This window comes from Marichromatium sp. PS1 (assembly GCF_041155115.1).
In the GTDB taxonomy this organism is placed as follows: domain Bacteria; phylum Pseudomonadota; class Gammaproteobacteria; order Chromatiales; family Chromatiaceae; genus Marichromatium; species Marichromatium gracile.
Genome location: NZ_BAAFHB010000005.1, coordinates 656,038 through 668,808, shown reverse-complemented (window position 1 = coordinate 668,808; position 12,771 = coordinate 656,038). Strand labels below are relative to the sequence as shown.

Here is a 12,771-nt window from a genome sequence, read left to right as displayed (position 1 = left end):
GGTTCTCACCCGGGTCGCTTCGTCAACGGCGTGATTCTGCCGCTGGCCGTGATACGGAGTCTGGCGCTGTTCGCCGCTGCGTTCGATCGGGTCGAGAACCCGCCGCGCTCGGTCCCATGCAGGTCGATATCGCGCGCTGTCGCAACGGCGGCGGGCGTGACTGACGGTTGACCGGGTCGGGGGCGGCTGATAGAACCCGCCCGGTCTGCTGTCATCGGATCGACCGCCATGTCTCTGTCGTCAGTTCTCCCGCCCTCGCGCAGATCAGCCCTGATCGCCTTCCTCGCCGGCGCCCTGGCGGTGTCGAGCTTCGCGCCCTTCGGGGGCTTCCCGCTCGCGGTGCTCGCCCTGGCGCTGCTGCTGCTGGCGCTGGAGGGGGCGACGCCGCGCGCCGGTTTCTGGCGCGGTTGGCTGTTCGGGGTCGGGTTGATGGGGTTCGGGGTGTTCTGGATCCGCATCAGCCTCAACGAGTTCGGCAACATGCCGGCGCCGGTGGCCCAGTTGCTCACCCTGGTCTTCGTCGCCGCGATGGCGCTCTACTACGGCGTGCTCGGCTGGGCGCTGCGGCGGCTGGCCGCCGGGCCGGACCGGGTGGGCGCGCTGCTCTGCTTCCCGGCGCTCTATGTGCTGCTCGAATGGCTGCGCGGTTGGCTGTTCACCGGCTTCCCCTGGCTCGCGCTCGGCTACGGACAGATCGACGGACCACTGGCCGGTTGGCTGCCGCTCCTCGGCGTCTATGGCGCCTCGTTGGTGGCGGCGCTCTCGGCCGGACTGCTGTGGTGGTCGGTGCGGCGGGCGCGGGGCCGGGGACGTCCGCTGGCGCTGACGGCGCTGGTCGTGCTCTGGGGCGGCGGCTGGGCGCTGGCGCAGCTCGACTGGACCCACCCCGAGGGCGCGCCGCTGCGCGCGAGCGTGGTCCAGGCCAATATCCCGCAGGCGATCAAGTGGAACCCGGAGACGGGGCCGGCGACGGTGCGCGCCTATCTCGAGCTCACCCGCGATCATCTCGACGCCGATGTGGTGGTGTGGCCGGAGACCGCGCTGCCCGACTTTCTCGATGTGCTGCGCGCGCCCCTGATCGATCCGCTCGCCGAGCGCGCGCGCGAGACCGGAACCGAGATCGTGCTCGGCATCCCGGTGCGCGAGCCCGACGGTGGTCGTTATTACAATGCGCTGCTCGCCATCGGCAGCGTTGAGGACCGCTACTTCAAGCGACATCTGGTGCCCTTCGGCGAGTTCCTGCCGTTCAAGGCCTGGCTGGGGCCGCTGATCGCCTGGTTCGAGGTGCCGATGTCGGACTTCAGTCGCGGCGAGGCGGCGCGCCCGCTGCTCCAGGTCGGGACGCATCCGGTCGGTGCCTCGATCTGCTACGAGGACGCCTTCGGCGCCGAGCTGATCGAGGCGCTGCCCGAGGCGCGCTATCTGATCAACGTCAGCAACGACGCCTGGTTCGGCGACTCGCTCGCGCCTCACCAGCACCTGCAGATCGCCCGCGCCCGCGCCCTCGAGAGCGGGCGCGATCTGCTGCGCGCGACCAACACCGGGATCTCGGCGATCATCGATTACCGCGGCCGGGTGATCGAGCGCGTCCCGGCCTTCGTGCGCGGCGGCGCCAGCGCCGAGATCCAGCCCCGCGTCGGCGCCACCCCCTTCGCGCGTCTCGGCAACGCACCGGTCGTCGTCCTCGCCGCGCTGATGCTCGCGCTCGGCATCGCGCTGGCGCGGCGTTGAGCGGACGGCTGCCAGCCGCCAGTCGCCAGTCGCCAGCGATCAGCCGCCAGCCTCCAGTGGCGGCCTGCCCTCGAACACTGGTGCCGAGAATGTGCGCTTGCCGGTCGCCGACCGTTGGTGGCAAGTGGCGCTGTCGTTGAGTACCACACCCACTGGCGGCTGGCTGCTGGCTGCTGGCGGCTGATAGCTGACCGCTGAACTTGCGGTCGTCGTGGTCCCGGCGGTTATCATTGGCGCCATGTCCCGCTGCAGGTGATCGTCGTGCAGGCCCTAATCATGTTCTTCGCCGAGCTGTGCTGGCTGCGTCGTACGCCGCAGCAGCTCCCGGCCTCGGAAACCCTGTTCGTTGTCGTGTTGCTGGCCGATCTGCTGGTCGGGATGCTGGTGGGGGTCTCGGCGGGGATCGGCTGGTGGCCGAGCCTGTTGCAGGCGCTTGCCGAGATCGCGCTGACCCTGGCCGCGCTCTATGTCGGTCTGAGCGCGGTGCGTCACGCCCGGCGCTTCCTGCAGACGGCGACCGCGCTGCTCGGCGCCGGCGCGCTGCTCGGGTTGCTCGCGCTGGTGCCGCTGGGGCTGCAGCCGACCGGCAGTCGCGAGACCGAGCTGGCCGCGCTCGGTGCCCTGCTGTTTCTCGCCCTGGTGGTGTGGAGCCTGGTGGTGACCGGGCACATCCTGCGCCATGCCTTCGTCATCGGCCTCGGTCAGGGGGTGGCCATTGCGCTGGCCTTCGAGCTGTTCGCGGTGGCGCTGATCGGCGCGCTGTTCGGGGGCGGCTGAGCGCCGTCGCCGCTGAATCCTCGTGCGGGCCCGCGCGGCCCGCGTCCTCGTCGTTCGGGAGAACCGTCTCGCATGCATCTGCATATCCTCGGTATCTGCGGCACCTTCATGGGTGGGGTGGCGCAGCTCGCGCGCGCCCTCGGCCATCGGGTGACCGGCTCCGACGCCAACGTCTATCCGCCGATGAGCACCCAGCTCGAGGCGGCAGGGATCGAGCTGATGGAGGGCTATGACGCCGCCCATCTCGATCCCGCCCCCGATGTGGTCGTCGTCGGCAACGCGATGCGGCGCGGCATCCCCGCGGTGGAGGCGATGCTCGATCGCGGGCTGCCTTACTGCTCCGGCCCCGAGTGGCTGCGCGAGCACCTGCTGCGCGAGCGCTGGGTGCTGGCGGTGGCCGGCACCCACGGCAAGACCACCACCGCGAGCATGCTCGCCTGGGTGTTGGAGGAGGCCGGGCTCGCCCCGGGGTTTCTGATCGGCGGGGTGCCGCGCGACTTCGACGTCTCGGCGCGGCTCGGTGAGACGCCCTTCTTCGTCGTCGAGGCCGATGAGTACGACACCGCCTTCTTCGACAAGCGCTCGAAGTTCGTCCACTACGGACCGCGCACCCTGATCCTCAATAATCTCGAATTCGATCATGCCGATATCTTCGACGACCTCGGCCAGATCCAGCGTCAGTTCCACCATCTGGTGCGCACCGTGCCCGGCTCCGGCCTGATCCTCCACCCGGACGGCGACGCCGCGCTCGAGACGGTGCTGGAGATGGGCTGCTGGACGCCGACCGCGCGCTTCGGTGGCGACGGCGAGTGGCGCGCCGAGCTGCTCGCGGCCGACGGTTCGCGCTTCGGCGTGTTCCATCACGGGCAGCCGGTCGGCGAGGTCGACTGGGCGCTGACCGGTCGGCACAACGTCGACAACGCCCTGGCGGTGATCGCCGCGGCGCGTCACGCCGGGGTGGTGCCGGCGCAGGCGCTGGCGGCGCTGAGCCGCTTCGGCGGGGTGAAGCGGCGCATGGAGCTGCGCGGCGAGGTCGGCGGGGTGCGGGTGTTCGACGACTTCGCCCATCACCCGACGGCGATCGCCACCACCCTCGACGGGTTGCGCCAGCAGGTCGGCGCGGCGCGCATCCTCGCGGTGCTCGAACCGCGCTCCAACACCATGCGCCTGGGGGTGCACAACGCCGCCCTGGTCGACTCGCTGGCCGCCGCCGACCGGGTCTATGTGTACGCCCCGGATGATCTCGGCTGGGACGCCGGCGCGGTCTTCGCCGGGCTCGGCGAGCGCGGCGCGGTACTCGATTCGGTCGCGGCGATCGTCGCGCGAGTGGGTGCCGAGGCGCGCCCCGGCGATCAGGTGCTGGTGATGAGCAACGGCGGTTTCGGTGGGATCCACCAGCGTCTGCTCGATGCCCTCGGGCGTGCCCGCGCGTCGTGACCACGTCCAGCGCACGGCAACCACTCAGTCAATCACGGGAAGATGCTTCGATGACCCATGTTCCGAGCCAATGGCCGCAGACCGTCGCGGTGGCGCTGACCGGTGCCTCGGGGGCACAGTACGGGCTGCGTCTGATCGAGACCCTGGTCGGCGCCGGGATGCGCGTCTATGTGATGGTCTCGCAGGCGGCGCAGGTGGTGTTGCAGATGGAGTTGGGGCTGGAGGTGCCCTCGCGACCGGCCGAGGCCGAGCGCTTCTTCAGCGATCGCTTCGATGCCGAGGTCGGTCAGTTGCGGGTGTTCGGTCGTCAGCAGTGGACGGCGCCGGTGGCCAGCGGTTCCAACCCGCCCGATGCGATGGTGGTCTGTCCCTGCACCACGGGGACCCTCGCCAATCTCGCCGCGGGCATCTCCAACTGTCTGATCGACCGCGCCGCCGATGTCGCGATGAAGGAGCGGCGCAAGCTGATCCTGGTGGTGCGCGAGACCCCCTATACCAGCATCCATCTCGAGAACATGCTCAGCCTGTCGCGCAACGGGGTGGTGATCATGCCCGCCAGCCCCGGTTTCTATCACCGTCCGCAGCGCGTCGAGGCGTTGGTCGATTTCATGGTGGCGCGGGTGCTCGATCATCTCGGTGTCGAGCACGACCTGCTCGAACGCTGGGGACGGGAGCTGGAGGAGTAGCGCGCCCCCTCGGGGCGGGGGGCGTGCAGTGACGTGATTGCGCGCCCGGTGCTGGGCGCGCTTTGGGGTCAGACCCCGAGCAACAGCAAGGCCGGGTCCTCGAGCAGCTCCTTGATCGCGACCAGGAACTGCACCGCCTCGCGACCGTCGATGATGCGATGGTCGTAGGTGAGGGCCAGATACATCATCGGCGCGACGACGATCTCGCCGTTCTCCACCACCGGGCGCTCCTGGATCTTGTGCATGCCGAGGATGCCGCTCTGCGGCGGGTTGAGGATCGGCGTCGAGAGCATCGAGCCGAACACCCCGCCGTTGGTGATCGAGAAGGTACCGCCGGTCAGCTCCTCGTAGCTCAGTGAGCCGTCCTGGGCCTTGGTGGCGAACTCGGCGATGCCGCCCTCGATGTCGGCCATGGTGAGCTGGTCGCAGTTGCGCAGGATCGGCACCACCAGACCGCGCGGCGAGCTGACCGCGATGCCGATGTCGTAATAGCCGTGGTAGAGGATGTCCTCGCCGTCGACGGTGGCGTTGAGCACCGGGTAGCGCTTGAGCGCCTCGACCGTGGCCTTGACGAAGAACGACATCAGCCCGAGACGCACCCCGTGCTGCTGCTCGAAGCGGTCCTTGTAGCGTCCGCGCAGCGTCATCAGCGCCGACAGGTTGACCTCGTTGAAGGTGGTCAGCATGGCGGCGTTGCGCTGCGCCTCGAGCAGCCGCTCGGCGATGCGCGCGCGCAGCCGGGTCATCGGCACGCGTTGCTCGGGACGCCCGGCCTCGCCGGTGAGGCTCGGCGAGGCCGGTGCCTGCTGCTCGAGCAGGTGCTCGTCGGTGGCCTCGGGGGCCTGGCGTTCGCGTTCGTCGAGGAAGGCGATGACATCGGCCTTCTGCACCCGGCCGTCCTTGCCGCTGCCGTGGATCTGGCTGGGGTCGATCGCCATCTCCTTGACCAGCCGCCGTGCCGCCGGGGTGATGATCGGCTCGTGCGCGGGCGCCGGCTCTGGCGCGGCGGCCGGAGGCGTCTGGCGAGTCGGCGCCGGCGCCGCTGGGGCCGACTTGGCCGGCGCCGTCTTGGGGGCTGCCGGCGCGCTCGGTGCGGCGCCTTCGGTGATCACTGCGAGGACGGTGTCGAAGGTGACCAGCTCACCCTCCTTGGCCTTGATCTCGCCCAGGACGCCGTCCGCCGGCGCCGGGACCTCGAGCACCACCTTGTCGGTCTCCAGGTCGACCAGGGTCTCTGCCCGTGAGACGCGCTCGCCGGGCTGCTTGTGCCAGGTCAGCACAGTGGCGTCGGCGACGGACTCGGGGAGGGCGGGTACGCGGACTTCACTCATTGTGGCGGGATCCTTCTGTTCATGCTCGGGTTGAAACGACCGCTCAGCGCCTCATCGATCAGGCGCTCGTGCTGCTCGACATGGGCCGCGCGATGGCCGACCGCGGGGGCGGCGGAGGCCGGGCGTCCCACGTAGTAGGGGCGCTTGCCGTCCTGGATCAGGCAGTGGAAGCGGTGCTTGATCTGGTCCCAGGCGCCCTGGTTCTGCGGCTCCTCCTGACACCAGACGATCTCCTCGGTGTGCGCGTAGGTCTCGATCACCTCGGCGAACTGACGCTTGGGGAAGGGGTAGAGCTGTTCGATGCGGACGATGGCGACATTGCTCAGGCCGCGCGCGCGCCGCGCCTCGAGCAGGTCGTAGTAGACCTTGCCGCTGCAGAACACCACGCGCTCGACCTCGGCCGGGTCGATCGGGTCGACCTCGGGCAGCAGCGGCTGGAACTGGCCGCTGGCCAGCTCCTCGAGCGAGGAGCCGGCGAGGCGGTGGCGCAGCAGGCTCTTGGGGGTCATCACCACCAGCGGCTTGCGATAGTCGCGGACGATCTGACGGCGCAGCAGGTGGAAGATCTGTGCCGGGGTGGTCGGGGTGCAGACCTGGATGTTGTGCTCGGCGCAGAGCTGGAGGAAGCGCTCGAGCCGGCCCGAGGAGTGCTCGGCGCCCTGACCCTCGAGTCCGTGCGGGAGCAGCATCACCAGTCCGCAGAGCAGGCCCCACTTGGTCTCGGCCGAGGTGATGAACTGGTCGATGACCACCTGGGCGCCGTTGGCGAAGTCGCCGAACTGCGCCTCCCACAGCGTCAGCGCGTGCGGCTCGGCGGTGGCGAAGCCGTACTCGTAGCCGAGCACCGCCTCCTCGGAGAGGATCGAATCGATGGCGATGAAGGCGCCCTGGTTGGGGCCGAGGTGCTGCAGCGGGGTGTAGGACTCGCCGGTGAGCTGGTCGTGGATCTTGGCGTGACGGTGGAAGAAGGTGCCGCGCCCGGCGTCCTGACCGGAGAGACGCACCGGGGTGCCGGCGTCGAGCAGGCTGGCGTAGGCGAGGTTCTCGGCAAAGCCCCAGTTGGCGAGCTGATCGCCCTGGGCCATCTTGCGCCGTTCGTCCCACAGCTTGGCCACCCGCGGGTGGAGCTTGAAGCCCTCGGGGACGGCGAGCAGACGCTCGGCGAGCGCGCGCAACTGCTCGAGCGGCACCCCGGTGTCGACGTCCTGCTCCCAGTGCTGGTCGCGACAGAACCTCCAGTCGACCCGGTAGGCATGGTCGAGCCCGCAGAGCACCGGACGGGCGACCACCACGCCCTGTTCCATGGAGTCGCGATAGTCGGCGACCATCGCCTCGGCCTCCTCGCGCTCGATCACGCTGTCGCTGATCAGACGCTCGGCATAGACCGCGCGCGGGGTGGGGTGCTGGCGGATCTTCTGATACATCATCGGCTGGGTGACCGCCGGCTCGTCGGCCTCGTTGTGACCGAGACGACGGTAGCAGACCAGATCGATGATGACGTCCTTGTGGAACTGGTTGCGGAAGTCGAGCGCCATGCGGGTGACGAAGATCACCGCCTCGGGGTCGTCGCCGTTGACGTGGAACACCGGCGCCTGAACCATCTTGGCGACGTCGGTGCAGTAGAGCGTCGAGCGGGTGTCGAGCGGGTGGCTGGTGGTGAAGCCGATCTGGTTGTTGATGACGATGTGCACGGTGCCGCCGGTGGCGTAGCTGCGCGTCTGCGACAGCTGCAGCGTCTCCATCACCACGCCCTGACCGGCGAAGGCGGCATCACCGTGGATCAGTACCGGCAGCACCTGATCGCCGGTGCGATCGCGGCGGCGGCGCTGGCGCGCGCGCACCGAGCCCTCGATCACCGGATCGATGATCTCGAGGTGTGAGGGGTTGAAGCCGAGCACCAGGTGGACGATGCCACCGGGGGTGTCGATGTCGGTGGCGAAGCCCATGTGGTACTTGACGTCGCCGGCCATCTTGCGCGAGTCCATCGCCACCCGGCCCTCGAACTCGGCGAAGATGTCCTGCGGCGGCTTGCCGAAGATGTTGGTGAGCACGTTGAGCCGGCCGCGGTGGGCCATGCCGATGACCACCTCCTTCTGGCCCTTGCGCCCGGCGCGCTGGATCAGCTCGTCGAGCAGCGGGATGAGCGCGTCGCCGCCCTCGAGCGAGAAGCGCTTCTGGCCGACATAGCGCTGATGCAGATACTGCTCGATGCCCTCGGCGGCGGTGAGCAGGGTGAGCAGCCAGCGCCGCTCCTGGGTGTTGAGCTCGGGGGTGGCGCGATAGCCCTCGAGACGCTTCTGGATCCAGCGCTTCTCGAGGGTGTTGGTGATGTGCATGTATTCCGAGCCGACGGTGCCGCAGTAGATCTGCTCGAGCATCTCGAGGATGTCGCGCAGCGGCATGCGGTCGGGGGCATAGAGCGACCCGGTGTGGAACACCTGATCCATGTCGCCCTGGTCGAGGTTGTGATAGGCAGGATCGAGATCGGCGATGCGTCGCTGCTCGCGCAGGGTGATCGGGTCGAGGTCGGCGACCTGATGGCCGCGATAGCGGTAGCCGTTGATCAGGCTGAGCACCGCATACTGTTTCTCGGCGGCGGCCGGCTCCAGGTGCTCGGTCGATCGGGTGCGCGCGCGCGAGCGACTCTCCTGCGCCAGACGCAGGAAGTTCTCGCGCACCGGTCCGTGCGGGACCTCGTTGGCGGCCTCCTTGCGCATGGCGTCGAAGCGTTCCCGCCAGGCCAGATCGACGCTCTCGGGGTCTTGCAGATAGCGTTCGTAGAGATCCTCGATGAAGGCCGCGTTGCCTCCATAAAGCGCGCCGGAACTCCGGAACAGTTCTAGGATTGCGCTCATGCTGTGTCTTGATCTGCCTTTGATAGAATGGGCCTGAGTCGAAGCCGGTTCCTGAGTGGCTCCGCAATGACGACCCCTCGGGCACGCCGTCGCGTCCGCCACGGCGTGTCGTCGGGTCGGTGACTTCTGGGTCGCAGGGTGCCAGACAATCGCGGCCGAGGCCGCTCCGAGGTCCGTGGTACATGGTTGCCGTGGACGCTGCGCGTCTCGGGACCCGCCCCGAGGTCCTCGCCAGTCCCCGGTTCGGACATGTCTCACGGAAGATGCTTCCCACATCCCCCTAATACCATATCATCGGAGCCGGTGAACACGACTCTTTGACGGCGGGACCCCGCGTCCCTGCCCGAAGCCTGGTGCGAGATGGCGTATCGAAAATCCGATGCTCAGACACAGACGCGGCATCGGCGCCGCCTCCAGATTGCGCGCCTCGAGGCCGATCTGGCCTACTTCCAGGCGCGTCTGGAGCTGTTGCGCGCGCCTCGCAGCGCCAACCAGTTGGCCCAGCGCAAGGCGTTCAAAATGCTTGCCGAGGTGCTCGCGCAGCGCATCCGGCGAGCCCGGCAGAAAGTGAAGGAGGGCCGTTGAGTGTGTACCCTGGTGATGTTGCGCCGTCCCGGCGAGGACTGGCCGCTGCTGCTCGGTGCCAACCGTGACGAGCAGCGCGCCCGCCCGGCGCGTGCGCCCGGGCGGCACTGGCCGGATCGTCCCGAGGTGTTCGCCGGACTCGATCTGGTCGGCGAGGGCAGTTGGCTGGGGGTCAACGACCATGGCCTGATGGCGGCGGTGCTCGATCGCCGTGCCAGTCTCGGTCCGGCCCCGGGCAAGCGCAGTCGTGGCGAGCTGGTGCTCGAGGCGCTCGATCACGCCGAGGCCGATGCCGCCGCCGAGGCGCTCGCCGATCTCCACCCCGCCGCCTATCGCCCCTTCAACCTGGTCGTCGCCGATCCGCGCGCGGCCCATTGGCTGCGCCATGATGGCGCCGGCAGGATCCGGGTCACGCCGATCCCGGCGGGGCTGCACATGCTCTGCGCCGGCGAACTCGACGATCCCGGCGATCCGCGCATCGCCGCGCAGCTGCCGCGGTTTCGGAATGCCGAGCCGCCGGACCCGTTGCGCGGCGACTGGGAGGACTGGCAGCGGCTGCTCGCCGGGCGCGAGCCGCTGGCGGGTCTGGCGCCCGAGGCGGCGATGGTGCAGTGTCGCGACGACGGTTTCACGACCCGTTCGAGTGCGCTGATCGCCATCCCCGCCCACCCCGGGTTCGGGGCCTGGCCGCACTGGTTGCATGCCGAGGCCGACCCGGTGCCCGAGACCTTTCGCCAGCTGTTGCCCGAGCCCACTCGTTCACGTCCCAATTGACTGGGATCATCGCAGTCGCGCCGCGAGGGTGAGAGCGTCACTGTGCCGAGCCGCCTCGCTGTGACACAATCATGCGCCGTCCGCGCATCGCCCGGCGGGCGACGGCGCTATCCATCAAAGCTCTAGTCCTCAGGACCGAACATGTCGAATTGCATCCGTATCGCCACCCGCAAATCCCCCCTGGCCATGTGGCAGGCCGAGCACACCGCGGCGCTGCTCAAGTCGCTCCACCCCGGTCTCGAGGTCGAGATCGTGGGCATGACCACCAAGGGCGACCAGCTGCTCGACTCGCCGCTGTCGAAGGTCGGCGGCAAGGGGCTGTTCGTCAAGGAGCTGGAGCAGGGGATGCTCGAGGGCACGGCCGATATCGCGGTGCACTCGATGAAGGACGTGCCGGTCGAGTTCCCCGAGGGGCTGCACCTGGCGGTGATCATGGAGCGTGAGAACCCCTACGACGCCTTCGTCTCCAACAACTACGAGGGCCTCGCCGATCTGCCCGAGGGTGCGGTGGTCGGCACCTCCAGCCTGCGTCGCGAGTGCCAGCTCGCCGACCGTCGTCCCGACCTCCAGATCAAGCCGCTGCGCGGTAACGTCAACACCCGTCTGGCCAAGCTCGACAGCGGTCAGTTCGACGCCATCGTGCTCGCCGCCGCCGGGCTGATCCGCCTCGGCTTCGAGTCGCGCATCCGCAGCTGCATCGATCCGGTCGACAGCCTGCCGGCGATCGGTCAGGGTGCCATCGGCATCGAGTGCCGCAGCGACGATCAGCGTGTCCACGACCTGATCGCCCCGCTGGCGCATCGCGACACCACCGACCGGGTGCTCGCCGAGCGGGCGATGAACGCGCGTCTCAACGGCGGCTGCCAGGTGCCGATCGGCGGTCACGCGGTGCTCGACGGCGACCAGCTCACCCTCAAGGGCCTGGTCGGCACCACCGACGGCAAGCGCATCCTGCGCGCCGAGGCCAGCGGCCCGCGTGCCGAGGCCGAGGCGATCGGCCTGCGCGTGGCCGAGGACCTGCTCGGCCAGGGCGCCGGCGAGATCCTGGCCGCGCTCTATGAGTCGCACTGAGATGGTCGGTTGCGATCTCGGTGGCCGCGGCGTCCTGGTGACGCGTCCGGCGGCGCAGGCCGACGGGCTCTGTACGCTGATCGCCGAGGCCGGCGGTCGGCCGATCCGGCTGTCCACCATCGAGATCGTGCCTCCCGTCGATCCGGCGCCCGCGCGGGCCTTGCTCCGCGCCGACTGGGATCTGCTCTACTTCGTCAGCGTCAATGCCGTCGAACAGGCGCTGGCGCTGGTCCCGGCGGCGGACTGGCCGCGCGCGGCGCGGATCGCCGCGGTGGGGCGGGCCACGGCCGAGGCGTTGGCCGCTGCCGGTCGCGCGCCCGACCTGGTGCCCAGCGACAGCTACGACAGCGAGACCCTGCTGCGTCATCCGGCGCTGGCCGAGATGGCCGGGCAACGGGTGCTGATCGTGCGCGGCGACGGTGGCCGTGCGGTGTTCGCCAACGCCCTCACCGAGCGTGGCGCCGAGGTGGCCTTCGCCGAGGTCTATCGGCGGGTGTGCCCGGCGCACGACGTCGCCGCGCTGTTGCGTGACTGGGACGCTGAGGTGGGGCTGGCGCTCGCCACCAGTAACCGCGTGCTCGACAACCTCGTCGAGCTGATCGGCCCGGCCGGTCGCGCACCGCTCCTCGCCACCCCGCTGGCGGTGATCGCCGAGCGCACCGCGCGCCATGCCGGCGAGATCGGTTTCGCGCGGGTCGAGGTCGCCGATCGTGCCGACGATCCGGGCATGCTCGCCGCACTGTGCCGGCTCTGCGCCGAACGCTGAGAGGCGATCGACCCATCCGGCGGGGCCGTCCGGCCCCGCCTTTTCCCATCAATCCCTGCCCGATCGTTCGGGCGTTCCCTTCGCCGCGATCACCCCATCGCGCTGCATCCGTGACACCGTCGCCGCGATCAGGTCGCCGATGGTGGTCTGCTCCGAGTCGGGCGCGAGTGGCGCCGAGCGGCCCGACCACACCAGATGGGCGTCCTCGGCGTCATAGAGGCTGGTCTCCAGTCTCAGCGTGTGCTCGCGGGCATAGTAGTCGGCGCCGCTCACCGCCTGATGGACCCGGGTGTAATAGGGGTAGAGCCTGCCGTCCTCGGCGAGTCGGACATGGCTGAAGGGGTTGATGCCACCGTCGCCGGGCTCGTCGCAACGCAGATGGATCACCACCACACCGGCCGCGCTCGAGCGCCCGATCGCCGCGCGCAGCGCCTTGCCGCGGGTGACGTCGGCCTCGGCGAGCAGGCGGTGCCCGGGCGTGACCTCGAGGCCACGCTGGCGCAGCTCGCGCGCGAAGTGCTCCTCGTAGGCGCGGCGCACCAGCGGGCTGTCGGCGACGCCGAAGACCACCAGGCTGGGGTAGTGGGGCGTGGGGGTGGCGAGGTCCTGCCAGGTCGAGACGATGCGAGCCGGGGTACAGGCGGTCGTCAACAGGGTGGCGAGCAACAGCGGGACAAATGACAAGACGACACGCATCGGGCGGGCTCCTCGTGAGCGACGGACGGAAAGGATCCGGAGTGTCGCCGCTCAGAGGCGTT

At 69.6% G+C, this 12,771-nt stretch carries 11 protein-coding genes; 8 read left to right on the top strand and 3 right to left on the bottom strand.

Translation table 11 applies throughout. The annotated features are described in order from the left end of the window. The first annotated feature begins 228 nt into the window (after nucleotides 1–228). From lnt to ACAM26_RS15230, 4 genes are all read left to right on the top strand, one after another. The gene (lnt, locus tag ACAM26_RS15245; protein WP_369614021.1) at nucleotides 229–1,731 is read left to right on the top strand and encodes an apolipoprotein N-acyltransferase; all 1,503 of its coding nucleotides are present in this window, start codon (nucleotides 229–231) and stop codon (nucleotides 1,729–1,731) included. Nucleotides 1,732–1,992: 261 nt separating this feature from the next. After that, on the top strand, nucleotides 1,993–2,508 hold the full coding sequence (locus ACAM26_RS15240) for a hypothetical protein (protein WP_223806106.1): 516 nt from the start codon (nucleotides 1,993–1,995) through the stop codon (nucleotides 2,506–2,508). Nucleotides 2,509–2,580: 72 nt separating this feature from the next. Then, nucleotides 2,581–3,945 (top strand): UDP-N-acetylmuramate:L-alanyl-gamma-D-glutamyl-meso-diaminopimelate ligase, encoded by a 1,365-nt coding sequence (gene mpl, locus ACAM26_RS15235; protein WP_132228838.1) that lies wholly within the window; start codon nucleotides 2,581–2,583, stop codon nucleotides 3,943–3,945. A 50-nt stretch (nucleotides 3,946–3,995) separates the two neighbouring features. Next, the gene (locus tag ACAM26_RS15230; protein ID WP_005224732.1) at nucleotides 3,996–4,631 is read left to right on the top strand and encodes a flavin prenyltransferase UbiX; all 636 of its coding nucleotides are present in this window, start codon (nucleotides 3,996–3,998) and stop codon (nucleotides 4,629–4,631) included. 68 nt (nucleotides 4,632–4,699) lie between these two features. Here the strand turns inward: ACAM26_RS15230 and odhB are convergent, their stop codons facing one another. Both odhB and ACAM26_RS15220 read right to left on the bottom strand, forming a co-directional pair. Next, nucleotides 4,700–5,962: a 2-oxoglutarate dehydrogenase complex dihydrolipoyllysine-residue succinyltransferase gene (gene odhB / locus ACAM26_RS15225; RefSeq protein ID WP_369614020.1), complete on the bottom strand. Its 1,263-nt coding sequence runs from the start codon at nucleotides 5,960–5,962 to the stop codon at nucleotides 4,700–4,702. Further along, nucleotides 5,959–8,817, bottom strand: coding sequence for a 2-oxoglutarate dehydrogenase E1 component (locus tag ACAM26_RS15220; RefSeq protein ID WP_123140898.1), 2,859 nt, complete (start codon nucleotides 8,815–8,817; stop codon nucleotides 5,959–5,961). Before ACAM26_RS15220 ends, odhB begins: the two co-directional genes overlap by 4 nt. Before the next feature lie 360 nt (nucleotides 8,818–9,177). Between ACAM26_RS15220 and ACAM26_RS15215 the strand changes: the two genes are divergently transcribed. From ACAM26_RS15215 to ACAM26_RS15200, 4 genes are all read left to right on the top strand, one after another. Further along, entirely contained in the window at nucleotides 9,178–9,402 is a 225-nt protein-coding gene (locus ACAM26_RS15215) for a hypothetical protein (protein WP_123140899.1), read from the top strand. Further along, nucleotides 9,403–10,176: an NRDE family protein gene (locus ACAM26_RS15210; protein ID WP_132228840.1), complete on the top strand. Its 774-nt coding sequence runs from the start codon at nucleotides 9,403–9,405 to the stop codon at nucleotides 10,174–10,176. A gap of 141 nt (nucleotides 10,177–10,317) precedes the next feature. After that, on the top strand, nucleotides 10,318–11,247 hold the full coding sequence (gene hemC, locus ACAM26_RS15205) for a hydroxymethylbilane synthase (protein ID WP_123140901.1): 930 nt from the start codon (nucleotides 10,318–10,320) through the stop codon (nucleotides 11,245–11,247). 1 nt (nucleotide 11,248) lies between these two features. Next, complete coding sequence (locus ACAM26_RS15200; protein WP_369614065.1) at nucleotides 11,249–12,013, top strand: uroporphyrinogen-III synthase; 765 nt, start codon at nucleotides 11,249–11,251, stop codon at nucleotides 12,011–12,013. 48 nt (nucleotides 12,014–12,061) lie between these two features. Here the strand turns inward: ACAM26_RS15200 and ACAM26_RS15195 are convergent, their stop codons facing one another. Continuing rightward, nucleotides 12,062–12,709, bottom strand: coding sequence for a hypothetical protein (locus tag ACAM26_RS15195; RefSeq protein WP_123140903.1), 648 nt, complete (start codon nucleotides 12,707–12,709; stop codon nucleotides 12,062–12,064). Between the last annotated feature and the right edge of the window lie 62 nt (nucleotides 12,710–12,771).